General features: G+C 68.6%; 12 protein-coding genes and 2 pseudogenes. 7 read left to right on the plus strand and 7 right to left on the minus strand.

Annotated features, from left to right (window positions below):
- Nucleotides 1-14: 14 nt before the first annotated feature.
- Nucleotides 15-459, minus strand: a pseudogene (locus OG395_RS58180) (PAS domain-containing protein); the annotation flags it as partial.
- Between the two features lie 186 nt (nt 460-645).
- On the opposite strand from OG395_RS58180, the gene OG395_RS07785 reads away from it, so the two are divergent.
- Together OG395_RS07785 and OG395_RS07790 are read left to right on the plus strand one after the other, a co-directional pair.
- A complete protein-coding gene (locus tag OG395_RS07785; RefSeq protein WP_327242226.1) occupies nt 646-1899 on the plus strand; it encodes a DUF3533 domain-containing protein in 1254 nt (417 codons plus the stop codon).
- Between the two features lie 510 nt (nt 1900-2409).
- Nucleotides 2410-3330: a hypothetical protein gene (locus tag OG395_RS07790; RefSeq protein ID WP_327242227.1), complete on the plus strand. Its 921-nt coding sequence runs from the start codon at nt 2410-2412 to the stop codon at nt 3328-3330.
- 578 nt (nt 3331-3908) lie between these two features.
- Here OG395_RS07790 and OG395_RS07795 read toward each other — a convergent pair.
- The 4 genes and pseudogenes from OG395_RS07795 to OG395_RS07815 form a co-directional block, all read right to left on the minus strand.
- On the minus strand, nt 3909-4166 hold the full coding sequence (locus OG395_RS07795) for a hypothetical protein (protein WP_327242228.1): 258 nt from the start codon (nt 4164-4166) through the stop codon (nt 3909-3911).
- 445 nt (nt 4167-4611) lie between these two features.
- Nucleotides 4612-5333 (minus strand): annotated as a pseudogene (locus OG395_RS07805) (IS6 family transposase).
- A 171-nt stretch (nt 5334-5504) separates the two neighbouring features.
- Nucleotides 5505-6107, minus strand: a complete 603-nt coding sequence (locus tag OG395_RS07810) for a DUF1349 domain-containing protein (RefSeq protein WP_327242230.1) — start codon at nt 6105-6107, stop codon at nt 5505-5507.
- A gap of 31 nt (nt 6108-6138) precedes the next feature.
- Nucleotides 6139-7398 (minus strand): acyl-CoA thioesterase/bile acid-CoA:amino acid N-acyltransferase family protein, encoded by a 1260-nt coding sequence (locus tag OG395_RS07815; protein ID WP_327242231.1) that lies wholly within the window; start codon nt 7396-7398, stop codon nt 6139-6141.
- A 601-nt stretch (nt 7399-7999) separates the two neighbouring features.
- On the opposite strand from OG395_RS07815, the gene OG395_RS07820 reads away from it, so the two are divergent.
- Entirely contained in the window at nt 8000-10303 is a 2304-nt protein-coding gene (locus OG395_RS07820) for a family 20 glycosylhydrolase (protein ID WP_442818526.1), read from the plus strand.
- A gap of 185 nt (nt 10304-10488) precedes the next feature.
- Nucleotides 10489-10827 carry a hypothetical protein gene (locus tag OG395_RS07825; RefSeq protein ID WP_327242233.1) on the plus strand — a complete coding sequence of 113 codons (339 nt, stop codon included), beginning with the start codon at nt 10489-10491 and terminating at the stop codon, nt 10825-10827.
- 26 nt (nt 10828-10853) lie between these two features.
- On the opposite strand, the gene OG395_RS07830 is transcribed toward OG395_RS07825, so the two are convergent.
- Nucleotides 10854-11036, minus strand: a complete 183-nt coding sequence (locus tag OG395_RS07830) for a hypothetical protein (RefSeq protein ID WP_327242234.1) — start codon at nt 11034-11036, stop codon at nt 10854-10856.
- A gap of 268 nt (nt 11037-11304) precedes the next feature.
- On the opposite strand from OG395_RS07830, the gene OG395_RS07835 reads away from it, so the two are divergent.
- The 3 genes from OG395_RS07835 (at nt 11305) to OG395_RS07845 (ending at nt 18182) form a co-directional block, all read left to right on the plus strand.
- Complete coding sequence (locus tag OG395_RS07835) at nt 11305-14433, plus strand: ATP-binding protein (RefSeq protein ID WP_327242235.1); 3129 nt, start codon at nt 11305-11307, stop codon at nt 14431-14433.
- A 93-nt stretch (nt 14434-14526) separates the two neighbouring features.
- A complete protein-coding gene (locus OG395_RS07840) occupies nt 14527-14859 on the plus strand; it encodes a sulfurtransferase TusA family protein (protein ID WP_327242236.1) in 333 nt (110 codons plus the stop codon).
- A complete protein-coding gene (locus OG395_RS07845) occupies nt 14856-18182 on the plus strand; it encodes a S8 family peptidase (RefSeq protein ID WP_327242237.1) in 3327 nt (1108 codons plus the stop codon). Before OG395_RS07840 ends, OG395_RS07845 begins: the two co-directional genes overlap by 4 nt.
- A gap of 135 nt (nt 18183-18317) precedes the next feature.
- On the opposite strand, the gene OG395_RS07850 is transcribed toward OG395_RS07845, so the two are convergent.
- On the minus strand, nt 18318-18695 hold the full coding sequence (locus OG395_RS07850) for an integrase core domain-containing protein (protein ID WP_327242238.1): 378 nt from the start codon (nt 18693-18695) through the stop codon (nt 18318-18320).
- Nucleotides 18696-18705: the final 10 nt, after the last annotated feature.

Raw genomic sequence — 18705 nt, forward strand, 5'->3', positions numbered from 1 at the left:
CCCGAGTCGTCCTCCAGCCGGAAGAACGACGTGGAGTAGGCGTGTTCGCGGTCGGGTTCGGCTCGCGTACGGCCGTGGTACTCGACGTCGACGGCGGGCCGCCCGGTCACCAGCACCTCCCGCAGGACCGACTCGATGGCGACCGCGTCGAGCCGTGGCAAGTACGCCCAGACGCTTGCCCAGGCGTTCCTCGCGGCTCACGCCGCCGAGCTGCTCCAGGGCGTCGTTCATCCAGACGTAGCGCAGGTCGGTGTCCATGAAGGCCATGCCGATCGGGGACCGAGCCAGGAACTGCACCACCAGAGAGTGATCAGACCGCCACTCTCCGCTCTCAGAGGTGCGGTCTCCCCAAGAGCCGGAGGACATGGCGGACGGATCCTGTCCCTGGCCTTGGTCACTGGTTTTCATCGCTGCTTCGCCATGGCCGCTCGTGGCTGATGAGGTTGTCCTCTCCAGCATGGCACCGCGAGCGAGCCTCGGCGTGGGTGCGCCGGGTGCACCGTCCGTGCCGATTACGGGCGTACGCCGGCCGCACGGGCGGGCGCCTCCAGGATCGCCCGGGGCACCGATAGGTGCCCAGAGCGAGCTGTACCGTCACAGCAGGCTCTGCGGGTGCCGAATAATCATCCGGCTTGGTCAAGCGGCATGTCGGTACTCGCACCGGGTCCGCCGAGCTGCGGGACAAGGTCTCCTGGAAGAAGGCCGACCCGCCGCAGCGCCGACGACCTGCTCGCCCGGGGCAAGGTGTTCGGCGCGCTCGTCATCCCGGAGGGCTTCTCCGCCTCCGTGGCCGCACTCGCCGGGCCGCCCCAGCACGAACCGCACCCGCCGACCATGACGGTGCTGACCAACCCCGCGGCCGGAAGCTTCGGTTCCGGCATGGCCGCCGAGATCAACCGAAAGGTCGTCGCCAACACCTCCGCGCAGGTGGGCCGCGGGCTCACCCAGGAACTCGGGCGGCAGTCCGCGCATCACTCCGCGTCCGCCCACGCCGGCCGTCCCGCCGCGCCCGGCGCCGCCGCCCAGCTGATGATCGCCGACCCCGTAAAGGTGAACGTCGAGGAGGGGCACCCGCTCGGCGCCCACAGCGGCCTCGGACAGAGCGCCTTCTTCTACGCCCTTGTCCTGGTCCTCGGCGGCATGCTGGGCGCCAACGTCATCCACACCCAGGTGGACACGGCGCTCGGCTACATGGCCAACGACAAGGGCCCGTTCCGCCTCGTCAAGCCCGCCCAACACATGGCGCGAATGCACCACTTCGTGGTCTGCTCGATGCTCATGGTCGTCCTGTCGATGCTGACCTCCGCGCTCGCGATGACCGGCGCGGTCGGCGTCGTCGGCATCGACGCCTCACATGTGGGCCTGCTGTGGATCTTCGGAACATGCGCCACGGCCGCAATGGGCATCACTGCGCTGGCCCTGCTCGCCGTCTTCGGCACCCCCGGCCCCATCGTCTCCATGCTGGTCCTGATCGGCCTGGCCATCCCGTCGGCCGGCGCCACCATCCCGCTCCAGGCGCTCCCGGACTTCTACCGCTTCCTGGCAGAATTCGAGCCGTTCCGCCAGGTGGTCGACGGCATCAGGTCCATCCTCTACTTCGGAGCGCGGACCGACGCGGGACTCGGACGCGCTTGGACCATGACCGCCATCGGCTTCGCCGGATCGCTCCTCCTCGGCCTCGTCCTCACCCGTCTCTACGACCGCAGGGGCTGCACCGCTCGGCCCTCCAGCTGTCCGACCCCCAACTGCAGCCCGGACCACGGACCGTTCCGGCCTGACCGACAAGACACCCCTAGCCATCCGCGGCCGGGTCAAACGCTGTTCTCAACAACCGCCCTCACGCACATGCCGCCACGAGTGCCTGCGCCCCGCCGACCGGCGGGGGCCGTTGCTGAATGAGCGGCGACCAGTCGTCACGGCAGCCGGGCAGGCAGTCCTCGGAATACGGATCCTCGTATGAGGGGCGCGGACGTCGGAAAGGCGGGCGCTCCGGCTCGGCGACCAGACACGCGCAGGGGGGCTGAGTGCTCTCGTGCGGCCAGTAACCCAGAACCTGGGTGGCTTGATCGACCAGCAGTGACGTCACTTGTCGATGGGTTTGGGAGGTGCCCCGATCCACGGTCGGAGGATGTTGAGTTTGGGAGGCACGGTGGCTCCCGTAAGCGTGGGAGTCGTGTCGCTACTGGTCTCCGGCAGGCTTCTGCCCTCACACTCTGCCGGTCGTGGCTCTTCTGGATCTTGCCTAGTAGAGCTTGTACCAACCGTTGTCACCAGTCCCCCACGACCGCCGGCCCCGAATCGGAAGGACGGGGAAGGAACCCAGCCCGGGGACGGCTCGTCACAGGGGCAGTACGGCCTGCACCTCTCACTGCACAGCCTTCGTCACCGCCACCGTCCAGGGGGACCCCCATGCGTACACGCGCCGCACGAACCGTCGATCTGCTCGTCGTATTCGCCCTGTTCGCTGTCGGAACCGGTGCCGTCACCGGCTGCGGCAGCGAGAAGGCCAGAGGCGGCACACAGGGCCGCGGCGCCGACCCGGCGCCCGAGTCGAAGGCCCGCGCCCGCCAGGTCGCCGATGCCTGGGACGGCTCCAAGGCCGCCGAGGTGTGGGCCAAGGGCTACTACCCGATGAGCGAGGTGGTCCAGCTGCCCGAGAACGCCTTCCGCAACGGAGACGACAAGCTCGCTTACGGGGCCCGGAACCTCGTCCTGCGCGGCGAGCTCCCCGCCACGTCGCAGAAGGACGGGCAGGTGAAGTGGGAGAGCGGAGGCTCGCTCACGTTGCCCCTGATGGGGGCGCGGGAGGCGTTCGCAACTGTGGCCGGCGGCAGCATCGACGGACCACACCTCACCGTGACCGGGGTCAAGCTGGGTGAGATGTCCCTGGCCACCAGCCGTGGCCCGGCGATAGTGCCGGCCTGGTTGTTCGCCCTGGAGGGCTACGACACCCCGCTCAAGCGGGTTGCCCTCAGCCCGTCGAAGCTCCCCGAGGCGCCCATCAAACCGGCCGGGGAAGTGCCCACCGACGAACTGGCGCCGCTCGGCCGGATGATCGGGGTGGCTGGGGACGGCCGGTCCGTCACAGTGGTGGCCACCCACGGAGCTTGCGACGACGGCCCCGCCGTGGACGTGCTGGAGACCGGCGGCAGCGTAGTGCTGTCCGCATCTGTCGTCGGGACCAAGGACGGTCCCTGCACCAGCCAGTTGCTTGCGAAAGAGGTGACGGTGAAGCTGGACCGGCCAGTCGGCGATCGTCTCCTCTTGGACGCGTTCACGGGCCGACCTGTGCCGTACGAGAAGAACGGGCTCTCGGCCGGCCAGAGCTGAGTGCACAGTGGGTCGAGAAGGAGACCACTCCGCCGTTCTCACAGAAGAACAGGCGATCGTCGCTCGCGGTCCGAAGTCCTCGATGGGGGTTCCGTTCCTGAGGCCGTAATCATTCCGGCGCTCTCCGATACCGGTTCATCGCCTCCCGACGCCGTGACGGTCCGATCTGAAAGCCCCGAGCCCGACACCCCCAAACCCGAAGGACCGCGCTCCGGGCCTACTCAGCGGAGCGCTTACGGAGAGTCAGATCTCGCCGAGTAGCGCGCCGGAGGTCTGCCACGCCGGTTCCGAAGCCCGCGCAGCGGCGGTCAGGCGCGAACCAGGAGCACGACGCCTGCGGCGAGACCACGATGGAGATCATTCCGGGCAGGGCTCGGGAAAACCGAAGAAGCGCGTGCTCGACGTGCCGGTCAGGGCCGTGCCGGCACGTCGGGATCGGCAGCGGGTTCTTCGTGGCGACCGAGTGACCCGGAGAGCGCATGAAGGACGCCGTTCAAAGCTGGCCCCGCATGCCATGTCGGGACACGGCGGCGCCTCCGTGCGTAGCTCGCACGGGGGCGCCGTGAAGAGGGCCGGAATCAATGCGACCTGTGCGCGTGCCCCTTCGCCACGAGGAACTTGACGGGCAGTCGGTGACCTTTCAGGTGGATCGTGTGGTGCTGCCGGCCGCCGTGGCGGATCTTGGTGGACTTCCCGTGCTGGTTGAACTTCTCGTGCTTGCAGCGATGCTTCGGGCCGCCGTGCGGGGAGGCGGCGCTCGCGACGGTCGCCGATCCCGCGAGCACCGAGATCGCGGCGACCGCGGTGACGACAGCGCGCTTGATGGTGAGATTCATTGTTCGTTCGTCCCTTCCGTGCCGGGCGTTCCGGCGCGGAATCACGATGTCCCGGGACCTCGTTCAGAGCGGTCTTGCCAGGAACAGCGGCGCGCCGCCCCGTCGGTACTGCATCCGGGCGCCCAGCATGAGGATCCTCTGAGAAGAGTTCGTCCGAAGGGGACCACAAGTCGGCATGGCGGGTGAATTTCTCTCATCTCCCTTTCATCCAGGGAGTTCTGGCGTACTCGGGAGTGCCGGTCAACTTCACTCCGACGGGTCAATCGCGGTCGGTCCTGGAGACGCGCGCGGTGATGGCCGAATGGTGGAAACCGTCGCGTTTATCCGGCCGTCTTCATCGACTGCGTGAACGTGAAGGTCAGGGTCGGGCGCTGTCACGTTGTTGGCTGCGTGGGTCTCTGACGGTGCGTCGGGGCGTAGTAGGGCCGGGGTTTCGGGCTGGCGCTCAGGCTTCGGCGGGCTGGTCGGCGACGCCGGTGGCCTGGTCCCAGCTCGCGAAGCGGATGGTCATCTCGGCTCGGTAGCCGGGGGCACTCATCAGGTGGCGGCGGGGCCGGAAGTGCGGTGAGATGCCACTGAACGCGGACAGGAACCGCTGGGCCCCGCCGGTACTGCGGAAGCCCTTCACATCGCGCGTTCACGCTGCCTCGTCGGCTGATGACTGTTCTCGGCCCGGTTGTTCAGGCCCTTGTGTGAGCGGTGCTCGACCGAGGGCATGACCTCGCAGTGGGCCGCGCCGTAGGAACGGAGCGTGTCGGTGACGATCACCCTCGGCACCTAACACGTCTTCTTCATAAGGCGGCGGAAGAACCGCCTGGCCGCAGCGGTGTCCCGCCGGTTCCGTACGAGGATATCGAGCACGTTGCCGTCCTGGTCGACGGCCCGCCACAGGTACTTCTGCTCTCCGTTGATCTTGAGGAAGACCTCGTCCAGGTGCCACTTGTCCCCGGGCCAGGGCTGCCGGCGGCGCAGCGCGCCGACGTAGGCCTGCCCAAACTTGGCGCACCAGCGGCGGACCGTCTCATAGGAGACGGCGACACCGCTCTCGAGCATCAGCTCCTCCACCTCGCCGAACGACAGCGGGAAGCGGAAGTGCAGCCACACGCAGTGGGGGATCACCTCGACCGGGTACCGGTGCCCCTTGTACGACGGCGGTGCGCTGTCCACGGACGACCTCTCCCAGCATGACCAACCAGAAGATCATCCCACCCGGTCAGTCAACGTAACAATGCCTGTTGATCTGCGGCCTGTTCAGCAACCTCGTGGAGTTACCGCCGCCGCCCGCCGCCTGCATCCTGCGCCCACTCGCCGCCCCGGTCGAATGTGGTTAGCCCGACATCAGACCTGAAGATCGCCGTGGAGCGATGTGTCCGCCGGCCCCGAAACGAACCGAGTGAATCGCACCTGCAGCCCCTCTCGCTGTGGGGAACAGCAGAACGGCCCTGCCGATGCCGCCGCGTTCGGGGCAAGGGGTGCCAACCGGACCATTCGCCAGGGTCCTTCCTCGCAGCGCGCCCGGATGGTCACCGCATCACCGTCACGGCTGGCTCGAACGGTGACCTGGCGCCCAGCCCAGTCCGGGACAGGTGCCATGGACCAGTCCGACTGGCCACGGGTGACCACGGCGCCCAAGTGCGGAACACTGTCCGTCATCTCCACCCCGGCTTTGATCCACGTCTGATCATCCACGCGGACCATGACCCCGGCCTGGTCGTACAACGCGTCGAACTGCGCTTGGAAGGTCACCTCGACGGCGGAGCCGGTGGTCAGCTCCGCCAGGAGGGCATGCCCATCGTCTCGCACGAAGCCGTAGCTCGTGGTGCGCCAGAAGTCGCTCCGATTCCGAGTTGTGACCAGCAGCCCCGCCGCGTCTGCTTCTACGACGAGTGGTGGATTGAGCCAGGTTGCTTCGGACCAGTCGACGGCGCGCTGCCCGTCCATATGCCTTCTTTCGTCAGAATGTTCGAGGTGCTTACAGGGAGGCGAGGAGTGTCAGAACCTTGGGCCAGCCTGCCTCTTGAGCGGCGGCGTTGCCCGCGCGGCTGCCCCCGAGGTCGATCTCCCTGCCGGTCACTGGGTGGACCGCACGAGTGCCGGCTGCGAGATAGGGGTAAGTGCCGACGCCGTGTCCGGCGTTCGGGAAGACCAGTGCCTGGTGCGGGTAGTGGTTGCCGGCGGCGTCGAGTTCCTGGACGATCTGCCGAGCCCAAAGAGGCGAGTTCCATAGTTGGTCGTCGGCGCCGGCGATGGTCATGACGGGGCCGCTGATGTGGTCGAGCGGTATGAGTCCCTGGGCGATGGGCTTGCCGTCCTTGGTCCAGGCGGTGGTGCCGTAATCTGGGAATCCGCCGTTGACCTGGGCCGACGGGGAGTAGACGACCGCGCCGTGGATGAGATCGGGGTAGTCGTCGGCGAGGAGCAGGGCCGCCTCGCTGCCGCGTGAGTAGCCCATCGCCAGGACATGATTGGGGTCGACCCCAGGTTGTGCGGCCAACAGGCGGGCCGCGGTGGTGAAGTACTCAAGGGGGATGTTCTCCAGGACGTCGGGAAGGCCCGGGAGGCCGAAGTAGCCGAGCGCCAAGGCCGGGTAGCCGTGTGAGGCGAGCAGGGCTGCAACAGGCGCCTGGGTGTTTCCCCCCTCTGAGCCACCGAAGACGAGCACGGCCGGGTGGCGCGGGGTGCCAGGGGCCGGGAGGAACAGCTCCCCGGAGACCTTGTGGGCTGCCAGGGTGAGCTTCCTGCTGGTCACGCCGGCTCCGAACCATTCGCGAGTCAGCGTCCGGGAAGCGAGCTGGTGTCCGTGTGCCGCGGCCGTGAGCGTGACGTCGTAGGTGTGCTGCGGCAAGGCAGGCGGGAAGAACGATGTGCCCTCGGGATCGCCGGTCTGGGGGGTCATCGACCAGAAGAGGCCCATGCCGTCCGGGTTCTGGTAAGTGCCGGCATTCGGACGGGCTGTGTCCAGGGCGATCAGGCCGTGGGCGTCCGCCCGGAAGGTGACCTGTCCGTGCCACTGCTTTCCCTGCCCGTCCACCGTCTGCGAATTGACGGTGACCTCTTCGCCGGGCGTCAGTCCGGTAATCCGTAGGTGCACCGCTTGGTCCGCTAATGCCGTGGGTGCGTCCACCTCGATCGCGGCGCGGTTGCCCGGGTCCTCTGTGCATCCCGTCGTTCCAACGCTGATGAGCGTGAGCAACGTCAGGAAGTGTGCCCAGCCCCGTATCCGGTCCCCCACGACCTTGCTCCTTGCCGCGTCCACAGGGCTTTTGAGAAGCGGACGAGCACCAGCACTCGGCAGCCGTTGCGAGTTTCAGAAGGATTATTCAATCGTATCGTCGATGAACCCACCAGGGGGCCTTGTCACGTTGGCTGAGGGATGATTATCCGAGGCTGTGTCAGGGTGCGGGGGCGCCGGGTCGACACCAGCAACCCCCGACGCGGCACGATCAACCCGAAGACCATCCCACACCGTCAGCCAACGTGACAGTGCCCTCTGCTGCTACAAACGCCTCCTCAAGCTCACCACATAGGACACGGTCTTAAAGTCTCAAAGTAGTTCCCCCCCAAGGGGCTTGGGCGGTCTGTCAGCCCTCCATGCTGGCCCCTCTTGTCAGTCCTGCACATTGGCCCCGCTTGTCAGTCCTGCACGCTGCCCCCCCCTCTTGACCGTGGTGCTCGCACGGGCCACACTCCCATCAACTCTAAACCGGTCTAGACCAGTTGATGGAGGCATCATGTCAAAATCTGGTCGTCGTGCCGTCCCTCGTCACCAGGGGTCGGCGAAGTTGCGAATATCGAGACTCGCTGGCTGCCTCGCAGCCCTGACGGCATGCTCGGTGCTGGTTTCGCCCGCAATCGCGAATGAGGCAGTCGCGAAACCTGCTGTTCGGACGACGCCTGAGGGGGCCCAAAGCGACGTCGCCGACCCACGCACGACCCTGCTGCCGGTTCCGCAGAACTGGGAGCCCGCAGGGGGGAAGCTCACCCTGGCAAACACGACCAGGGTCGTGATCGATCCGGCCACTGCCGGCCGCTGGACCGTTGTCTCGGGCATGACGAAAGAATCCGACCCCATTGTGTCGACCCGGCCGCTGCGCGAGGTCGCACGGTATGCCGCTCGAGACATCGAGGCCCGCACGGGTGTCCGCTTGCCCCTCACCCAAGCGAACAGTGCGAACGACAACGGCATCCAGGTGGCCCTCGATGCGGCTCTCGCACCCGAGGTCGGCCCCGAGGGGTACCGGCTGGAGATCGGTCGGACGGTGCGGCTCACCGCGCCCACGGCCAGTGGCATCTATTACGGGTCGCGCAGCCTGATCCAGCTGCTGGTCGGGAGCGCCGACCAACGCACCCTGCCCACCGGTGTCCTCACTGACCGCGCCAACACCACCGTGCGCATGAACACGATCGACGTGTCCCGTGAGTACTGGGAGCCTCGCGCCGTGGCCGACGTCATCCGACAGATGGGGTACCTCAAACAGAACTACCTGGTGCTTCACGTCGATGACGCCGAGGGTTTCCGACTCAACAGCCCCAAGTACCCCGGGCTGGCCGAGCCAGGCTTCAGCTACGACCGGGCTGACATCGAGAGTCTCGACCGGATCGCCCGGGAAAACAACGTGACCCTCGTTCCGGGTTTCGAGCTGCCGGCCCACGTCTCACCCAAGTCGGCCTACTTCCACGTCGGCATGGCAGACGGCCCGCGCGAGGTCGAACCGGGGTTCGGTGAGCGCGACACGGGCGCGACTCCGCAGAACACCTGCCAGGGCTACAGCTACAGCCACCTGACCGACGACTTCACGTTCAACCTCATGAACCCGAAGGCCCTCAAGGTCTCCCAGGAGATGCTCGACGAGTTCCTCCCCTGGTTCTCCTCGCCATGGGTCCACCTCGGTGGTGACGAGATGCCCCCGAACATGAACAGCTGCCCCGCTCTGCGGGACTACGTGGCCAACTCGAACGGCAAGTACGCCACGACGGCCGATGTCGAGATGGAGTTCATCAATGAGGTGAATGACCACGTTCGAGCCAAGGGCCGCACCTCGGTGGTCTACAACGGCTCCGAGGCGTCGGCGCGCAACATTCCGCTCGACAGCAACGTCATCGTCATGGACTGGACCGGCACTGGAACCGCCGCCCACCTGAAGCCCTACGACAAGATCGTCGCTGACGGCAGCTTCCTCTACCTGGTGCCGGCCCGTTCAGGCCGCCCCAACCAGCAGCGCATCGCCCAGACGTGGACCACACCCACCGACCCGAAGATCCTCGGGTGGGGCATGCACGTCTGGGGTGACGACTTGGGCTGGGCCGAGGGCCAGTGGCTCGAGTCGCTGTCGATCATGCCGAGAGGTCGGGTCGCAGACCGGCAGTGGAACACCCGCCCGCGCACCCAGACGGAGTACGCGGCATACGAGGCCACCATGCAGACCATCGGTACCGCACCGGGATACACGGGCTCCCTGCAGCCCAACGCCACCACGAACGCCCGACCGATCCACCAGTACGTCATGGATCCGAAGTTCCCGCGTGGCACCTACGACGCGCACACGTCGAACAACCGACGCGGAATCATCGACCGATGCGACCTCAGCGGGATGACCCCGCTGTTCGTCTCGACGCGCTCAGCAACCGACCCGGACAAGGGCCAGGTGAAGCTCATCGACTCCGGCGGCTACTGGCTCGGGGCCTCCAACCTGACCGGACCCTGGTCGGTCACCGGCACGGTCAAGGTGAGCGGAACGGTGACTCTGCTCGGCCAGGTCGACTCCACAAACCGGGTCACCCTGAGCCCGACCGACGTCACCGTGCGCTGGAACGGTGTGACCCAGAGCTTTGGTCGTGGCCTCGGGTCAGGGCAGTGGGCCGACTTCGCTCTCACCAGCGACGGTTCGACCGTCACGCTGTATCTCGACGGTGAGCGCGTGGGCACCGTCACCAGTGAGCTGACGCTGCCCCGCTCGCGGATGCTCTACGGCGCGTCCGGCACGACTCTCGCCGCCCTGGACATCTACGCACAGCGCCTCACGGCCGACCAGGTGTCCTCCGTGCGGACGCAGCGTCCCGAGGCTGTCTGCGCGACCTACCCCGCGGCGCCGACACTGCCCGCGCCTCGGCCTGCCGGACCACCGACACATAGCTGAGGAGGGCCCTACTGCTCATCGCGCAGGATCTCGCCCGTCCTCGACAGTCCCGCAACGAAGATCGCGACGACGAGCCACGAGCGTGAACATCTCCTGAGTCCGCATCGGTGTGCCGAAATCGAAACAGGGCGGCTAGACCTCGTATACGAGGTCTAGCCGCCCTGTCCTTGGAGGAGGTGACGCGTATGTCCGAGAGCACAACTCCGCAGGCCGCCCTGGGCGAACTCCTCGACGAGGCGAGGCACGAGGCCGGTTACAGCCTCCGCGACCTAGCCAAGCGTGCCTGTCGCGTGCTCAACCAAGCTCTCTTCACGCGGCTCTACGCCGACGCAGACGACGCCGGACCACGGGTCTCCGGCGACGAGCCCAGCGAGGTGTTCGCACCGGTCATCAACACGCACAAGGCCGCAAAGCACAACGGCGGCGTCGCTGCCCTCTCGGGCAAGGGCACCGCCGTCAGTGATGCGGCCTCGTCCTCAGCGACCCTCCACTACAGGCGCCGACCGACGAGATCACCCCGCTGACGTCGTCCGCACCGACGACGTCACCGTCAAGGCCGACGGCCCGGGCAAGGGGGACGTCCCTGCGCGGCGGCAAGGACGACCTCGGCAGTGTCCAGGCTGCGCTCGTCGATGCTGAGGTAGCCGCTCGCGCCGGAAGGGTCGAGCGAGTCAAGCCAGGGCTCTTCGTTGTCGGCCAGGTACTCGTGCAGCTCGTCGGCATCGCCTGCCACGCCGGCAGGGATAGGGCCGGCAACCGGTCGATCCGGCACGGGTCCTGCCGTACCAGTTCCGCATAGATCCGGGTCTCTTGCTCGGTCAGTCCCAGAGCTTCGAACACCACAATCCTTCTCTGGCCTGGCACGGTCGCTTCAGGTTCTCCGTCTCGCCGGACGCACGGAACCAGCTCCTCCGGCAGGCGCGCGCACAGTAACGCCGTAGTAACGCTCAGCCTGTAGGCAGCTGTCGAACAGGTGACAGCAGATCGCTAAGGTATGCGCCATGTCAGTGCCGGCCAAGGTCCCACGCGCACCAGGGCTGTCCCTGCGTCTCCTTGGAGGATTTGCGGCGGTTCGTGACGATGGGCTGACGATCCCCCGCCGGTGGCGGCGGAGCACCGCGCAGACGCTGGTGAAACTGCTCGCCGTCGCTCCGGGTCTGCGGCGTCACCGCGAGGAAGTGATGGATCTGCTCTGGCCGGACGCCTCGATGGACGCGGGCATACGGAACCTTCGCGTCACCCTCCATGCCGCGCGCCACGCTCTGGAGCCCGAGTTGGCGCCCCGGGTTCCGTCCTCCTATCTGGTGGCGGAGGGGGATCTGCTGTTCCTGGCGCCGGAGCTGGTACGTGTCGATGCCGACGAGGCGGAGAAGGCGGCGCGGGAGGTCCTCAGCTCGGGAAGCCCGGATGCGCTCGGCGCCGCGCTGGCCGCCCTGGACGGGGAGTTGCTGCCGGAAGACAGATTCGCGGACTGGGCCGCGGATCGCCGTCGCCGTATCGAGGTGCTGCGGGAGCAGCTCGTCCCCGCCCTGGCCGGGCGGCTGCTGGCCGGGGGACGAACCGATGAGGCGGTCGGTGTGTTGCGTGAAGCGGTGGAACGCTCCCCCGCCGACGAGGAGCTGAACCTGCTGCTGGCCCGCACCTGGTGCGACATGGGCCGACCGCGTCAGGCCATCCGCCAGTATCACGCCTGCCGTGAGGCGCTCGCCGACGAGCTGGGGGTGCGTCCCGGCGCCGCGCTGGAGGCCATGCACCTCACGGCGCTGTCCGCCCTCGACGCCGTCGGCGCAGCGCCGCTCACCCGCCCCTCGCAGGAGCCCGCACCCCTGCCGCCCGTCATCCGCCGCCCCGAACGGCTGCCCCTGTTCGGCCGTGAGCGGCCACTGGCGCTCCTCGCCGAACACGCATCGGCCGCGTCCGGGGACACTCCGCTCGTGGTGGTGCGCGGCGAGGCCGGCATCGGAAAGACCCGGCTGGTCGCGGAGGCGGCCCGCCGTGCGGCGGCGCAGGGCGTGTGTGTGCTGTGGGGTACGAGCCACGAGGCCGAGGGGCAGACTCCGTACGCGGTGTTCGCCGACGCGCTCGACGGTCACCTCGCCGGGTGCAGCGCCGAGGAGCGGTCCCGGGTGAGCGCCGAACACATCGGGCTCGCCGCCCTGGTGCCCTCGCTGGGCGGCGGTCCGCCCGCCGCCGCGAGCCCGGAGCAGGAGCGCGCCCGGCTGTTCCGTGCCGTCGCCGGGGTCCTCACCGACCTCGCGGCGGCGCGCCCCGTCCTGGTCGTGCTCGACGACCTGCACTCTGCGGATCCGGGATCGCTGAGCCTGCTGCACCACCTCGTACGGACCGCGCAGGCCAGGCGCTGGCGCTTCATCGCCACCTGTCGCGATGACAGCCTGGAGCCGGACGATGTGCGACAGCAGGTGCTCGACGGCATCCTGCGGCAGCGGATGGCGGTGGAGATCGATCTGCTGCGGCTGAGCCGCGCCGACTGCGCGGGTCTCGCGACGGCGGCGGCCGGACTCGGCGGGCGCCGGGAGGACCGGCGTACGATCTCCCGCATCTTTCAGCTCTCCCTGGGCAATCCTCTGTTCGCCCTCGAACTGACGACCAGCGGCGAAGCCGGCCTGGAGCGCATGGGGCCGCGACAGCGCACCACCGCCGAGCCGGACACGGATGCCGTTCCCGACAGCATCCGGCGCCTCGTCGGTGGCCGGCTGGCCCGTCTTCCCGTGGCGGCCCGGCGTACCTTGGCCGCGCTCTCGGTGGCGGGCGGTACGGCGGTCTCGCTGACCGAGCTGGAATCCGTCACCTCCGCCGGTCTGCATCCACCACTGGAGGGCCCCGAGGTCACGGCGGCGCTCGACGCGGCAACCGGTTCGGGCATCGTCGAGGAACGCGATGTCGTCCTCGGCGGTCGGCCCGTGCTCGGCTACGCGTTCCGTCATCCGCTGGTACGTCTGGCGTGTGCGGAGCAGCTGAGCCGGGCCGCACGCCGACGGCTCCACCAGGCTTACGCGGACACTGTGGTGCGGCTGCGTCCCGACGCCGTCGACACCCTCGCCTTCCATATGACGGTGGCGGACGACCCGCGTGCGCCGGTCTTCCTTCGGGCCGCCGCCGACCGCGCGGCCGCCCTGTATGCCAACGACAGTGCCTGCGACTACTACCGGGAACTGGTGACCCATCTGGACACCACCGACCGGGCTTCGTCCGCCGAGGCACGACTGGCCTGGGGAATGGTGCTGCGCCGAGCCGCCCGCTATCCGGAGGCCGAGACGGTGCTGCGGCAGGCGCTGCGGGATCTGACCGCGGCATCCGACCACGCGGGCGCGCTGCGCGCCGCGGTGTCACTGGCCGAAGTACTCGGCCGCGCCCAACGCCCGCTGGACGGCCTCGCGGTACTCGGTAGCGCCGCCGCGCCGGCCCAGGCGCCGGTCGCCGACCGGGCCGCGCTGCACTTGGCCCAGGGTGCACTCAGCTTCTACGCCGGCCGGTACGACGAGACCTTGTCGGCACTACGCCGCGTGGAACTGGAGACCGCACGGCTGCCGGAAGAGAGCCGGGATCCGCTGCTGTCGCGCATGTTCACCGTCCGCTCCGCCTCGCTGCTGCTCTCCGGGCACGGTCGCGAGAGCCGCGAGGCGGCCGAGGAAGCGCTGCGGACGGCTGAGCGGAGCGGCGATGCCACGCTGATCTCCAGTGCGCTGTCCGTGGTGGGTGAACTGGCCCGTGAGGAGGGCCGACTGGATGCGGCCCGGGACGCTGCGCGGCGCGCCGTGTCGGTGGCCCGGCGCACCGGCGACCCCGCGGTGCTCGCCTTCGACCAGAGCAATCTCGCGGGAGCGGAGCTGCTGGTAGGCGACCATGAGCGGGCGACCGCCCTGGCCAACGCCGCCGTGCGGCTGGCCCGTTCCCTCGGAACCTCGTGGGTGCTGCCGTACGCGCTGGTGGGGCTTGCCGAGGTGGAGCTGCGCTGTGGGCGGCTCGATGAGGCGGACAAGGCGCTGACGGCGTGCGCCGACGCAGTGTCGCTGGCGCGTGACCCGCAAGTCCTCGACGGAATGCGGCGGCTGACGGAGGAACTCGCCGCCGCCCGAGCCGACGCACCTGGCCGACCTGAGCCACGGTAATTCGCGGGTAACGCGGGTTTCCTACGGTCTGGCCAGCCCCGCAACCCCGGGGTGTGCGTGCCCCGTGCTTGAGCCTCCGAGGAAGAACTGCCCATGTGTACTGCCCCGCCCGATGCGTCGTCCGACGCCCCCGGTCCGAATGACTCGGTCCTTACCGTCGTCGACGCGGGCGGCGAGCCATGGGCCCGCATCCTCGGCCTGCTGGAGCGGCGCTGGTGCGAGCTGCCCGTCGGCAGCGTGCTGGAACTGCACAGCGCCAACCCTCAGGTCCGCTCGTCCCTCCACGGATGGTGCCGGCTCACCGGCTCCACACTGCTCACCGAGAAGGAGACGGGCGACCTGAGTGCCTACCGCATCAAACTGCCGCCGCCTCCCGCGCCCGGCACGCCGACGCCGTCCACCCTCCAGAAGCCGGAGTTCCCATGAAATCCCTTGCCCGCGCCAGACTCGTGGCGGCGATCACGGTCGCCGCTCTCTACTCACCGGCCGTCATACCGTCGGCGACGGCCGGGCCCGCACCGGAGCCGCCCGCCGCAGTGTTCAGCGCATCGGTGAGCAGCACGGTCACCCTCATCACTGGTGATCAGGTGACGGTCACCACCACCCCGGACGGCAAGAAGTCGTACAGCGCGGTCCCCGCCACCGGTTCGGCTCCGGGCACGATTCTGGCGCGTACGGACATCGACGGCGACGCGTACTTCTACCCGAGCGACGTGATCGGCAAGGTCGGTTCCCTCCTGGACCCGCAGCTGTTCAACGTCGACGGGCTGATCCGCGACGGGTACGACGACTCCCACGTCGACGCGCTGCCGCTGATCGTGCGGCGCACCGGCGCCGACCGTCCGGAGGCTCTCGCGAGCGACGGGCTGATGCCCGCCAAGCGCGACTTCCGCTCGCTCAAGGCGAGCACGGCGGTCCTCGACAAGGACGACGCGGCCGAGGTCGGTGACGCCCTCGACACCAAGGGCGAGCTGGACGGCGTCAAGAGCATCTGGCTCGACGGCAAGGTGCACGCCGACGCGCTGGACCGCAACCTCACCCAGATCGGCGCCGACACCGCCTGGCAGGCCGGTCGCACCGGCAAGGGCGTCAAGGTCGCCGTACTGGACACCGGCGCCGACCAGACGCATCCCGACCTCGCGGGCCGGATCAGTGCGACCAAGGACTTCTCCGGAAGCGGCAGCACGCTCGACAAGCAGGGCCACGGCACGCATGTCGCAGCGACCGTGGCCGGCAGCGGCGCGGGAGCCCCAGGTATCCGGTCCGGCGTCGCGCCGGACGCCGACCTAATCGTCGGCAAGGTGCTGGATGACAAGGGCTCTGGTTCGGACTCACAGGTCATCGCCGGCATGGAGTGGGCCGTCGCCCAGGGCGCCAAGGTCGTCAACATGTCGCTGGGCAGCGGCCCGACCAACGGACAGGACCCGGTCACCCAGTCGCTCGAAGCGCTGGCAACCTCGTCCGGCACCCTGTTCGTGGTGTCGGCGGGCAACAGCGGTCCGAACATCAGCACCGTGTCCGCCCCGTCGATCGCCCCGCACGCCCTGTCGGTCGCCGCGGTGGACTTCGCGGGCGGTACCGCGTCGTTCTCCAGCCGCGGGCCGTCTTTCAACGGCACGATCAAGCCGGAGATAGCCGCCCCTGGCGTCAACGTCGTCGCGGCACGCGCCACAGGCACCAACCTCGGCACCGTGCAGGCCGACCCGGCGTACACCGCCCTGAGCGGTACGTCGATGGCCGCCCCGCACATCACGGGCGCCGCAGCCGTCCTGGCCCAGGAGCACCCCGACTGGACCCCGGACCAGCTGAAGCACACGCTGATGGGCACCGCGACAGCGCCGGCTCCCCAGAGCGGGCAGACGGTCTACGACGTCGGCACCGGCGTGGTGAACCTCCCCGCCGCGCTGAAGCAGTCCGTCGTGGCCGACACCGGCGCCGTCGACTTCGGACGCCTGGACGTGTCCGACGGCACCGCGACCCGTACCGTCAAGCTCACCAACACGGCTGACGCGGCCGTGACCCTGAGCCTCATGGGCACGCTGGCAGCAGCGGGTTCGACCCCGCCCGCCGGCCTGCTGAAGCTGTCGGCCTCGACCGTCACGCTGGGCGCCGGTGAGTCCACCGATGTCACGCTCACCGTCGATTCCGCGGGCACTCCGACCGGTACGTACACCGGCGCGCTGACGGCGCTCCCCGCCGGTGGCAGCCAGGCTCTGCGCATCCCGCTGCTCCTGGACCGGGCACAGTCCATCAAGGTCACCACGCTCGACCGCGCGGGCAAGCCCGCGCCCGCTCAGATCTCCCTGCTCAACGCGGACAGCGGTGCCTCTCTGAACGCGGAGGTCCGCCCTGAGGGCACCCGCGACCTGCGGGTTCCCGAGGGCCGCTACATGGGTCTCGCGATGATCGCGATGACCATCGACGGACTCCGCCAGATCGCGATCGTCAGCGCCGACCTGAAGGCCGGCTCGAACGAGATCGTCTTCGACGCCCGCAAGGCCCGCCGCTGGACCGCGTCGGTGGAGGGCAAGGACACCCGCCCCGAGTTCATGATGGGCAACCTGTCCCGTACGACCGACGACGGAAAGTACGGCATCCGGCACAGCATGCTGGCCGGCGGCGCCTACGGGGCCTTCCCGCGCGACGCACTGTGGATCACGCCCACCACAGAAGCCCACCTCGGCAAGGTCGCGTTCAACGAGCGCTGGCGCCTCGCCGACGCGGACAGCGACATCACTGTCGGCGACACGTCCGCCCTCTACGACGCGGCCTACGCCCGGACCGACGTCAGCGACAACCCCGAGCGACGGCTGACGCGCGATGAGGTCGAGAAGTTCGCCAAGGTCCGCACGACGTACAGGGGCATGAACGAGAAGCTCCGCTACCAGGAGGGCAGCACGGTCTACGGCACCGGGCTGAACGGCCTCAACACGTCCTCGCCGTCCTACCTGACCGTCCCGCGCGAGCGTACGGAGTACATCCAGGCCGAGGACAGGATCTGGCTACGGTTCACGTACCGCAACCAGGGCGGCGTGCAAATGAACTACTGGCCGACCCAGTTCACCTACCAGCCGGGCACCTCCACGAAGGACACCTGGTTCACCGGACCGTTCTCGGTGCTCGCTACCGGCCAGGCCACCGGTGCCCGTCTCCAATTGCAGGTGGACGACAGCGTCAACCCGAAGGGGCTCGTCGGACGGAACGCCGACTTCAACTCCCCCCAGCGCACCCAGGCCACGAGCCAGCTCTACCGCAACGGCACACTGGTCGCCGACCGGGGCTCGTTGATCGACAAGACGTTCGCGGACGCCGACAAGGCCTCGTACGAGCTGCGGCGCACCTACACCTCCGCCGGGATCTTCCCGATGGGCGGCGAGGCGACCTCCAAGTGGACCTTCACCGCTGGTGGCACGGGTGATACGGCGACTCCGGTGAAGCTGCTCAACGTGGCGTTCGACGCGCGCCTGGACAACATGAACCAGGCGCGCGCCAACCGTTCGCTGAACGTGACTGCCGACGTGACAGGCGCGGTCGACGGGCTGCGCAATGTGCGCGCCTGGGTGACCTCGGACCTCGGCGTCAGCTGGCAGCAGGTGTCGGCGCACCAGGACGACAACGGCGACTACCGGTTCACCGCGCCGGGTTCCGCGCTGAAGTCCGGTGGCTTCCTGGGCGTCCGTGTGACGGCCGAGGACGGGCGCGGCAACACCGTCGACTCGGCACTCCCCCGGGCGATCCCGGTCGGCTGACCCCGCGCTGACGGCATGACATGACGGTGGCACCGTCCCCGAGAGGGGGCGGTGCCTGTCCCGCTCGAGAATACGATTCGGTGGTGTGAGCTGCGGTGGTGTTGTTTGGTCAGGCGGCGTGGTGATACTGGTTGATCAATCCTTTGAGGATGGGTTGTCGCCGGATCCGGTGGGCCTGGAGGTCGGTGATGGCGGCCGGGTTGGACGGTTGGTCGCTGTCCGGGGGAGCTGCTGGCGGGATTGGTGGGGACGGTGTCCGTTGTAGTGCTGGATGTACTCGGTCAGTACTTTCACGGCGTGGGCCTCGTTGTAGATCAGCATGCGGTCGAGGAGTTCGCGGCGGAGGGTGCCCACAACTCGCTCGCAGTTCGCGTTCGCTTTGGGTGCCCGTGGTGGGCTGGGCAGAATTTCCACGCCGTCGGCCTCGAAGACGGCGTCGAAGGCACGGGTGTACTTGCTGTCCCGGTCCCGGAGGAGGAATCGCAGCGAGTCGATGCGGGGGTCCAGGATCACGGCGGGGTTC

It is taken from the genome of Streptomyces sp. NBC_01320, assembly GCF_035974375.1.
Lineage (GTDB): Bacteria > Actinomycetota > Actinomycetes > Streptomycetales > Streptomycetaceae > Streptomyces > Streptomyces yanii.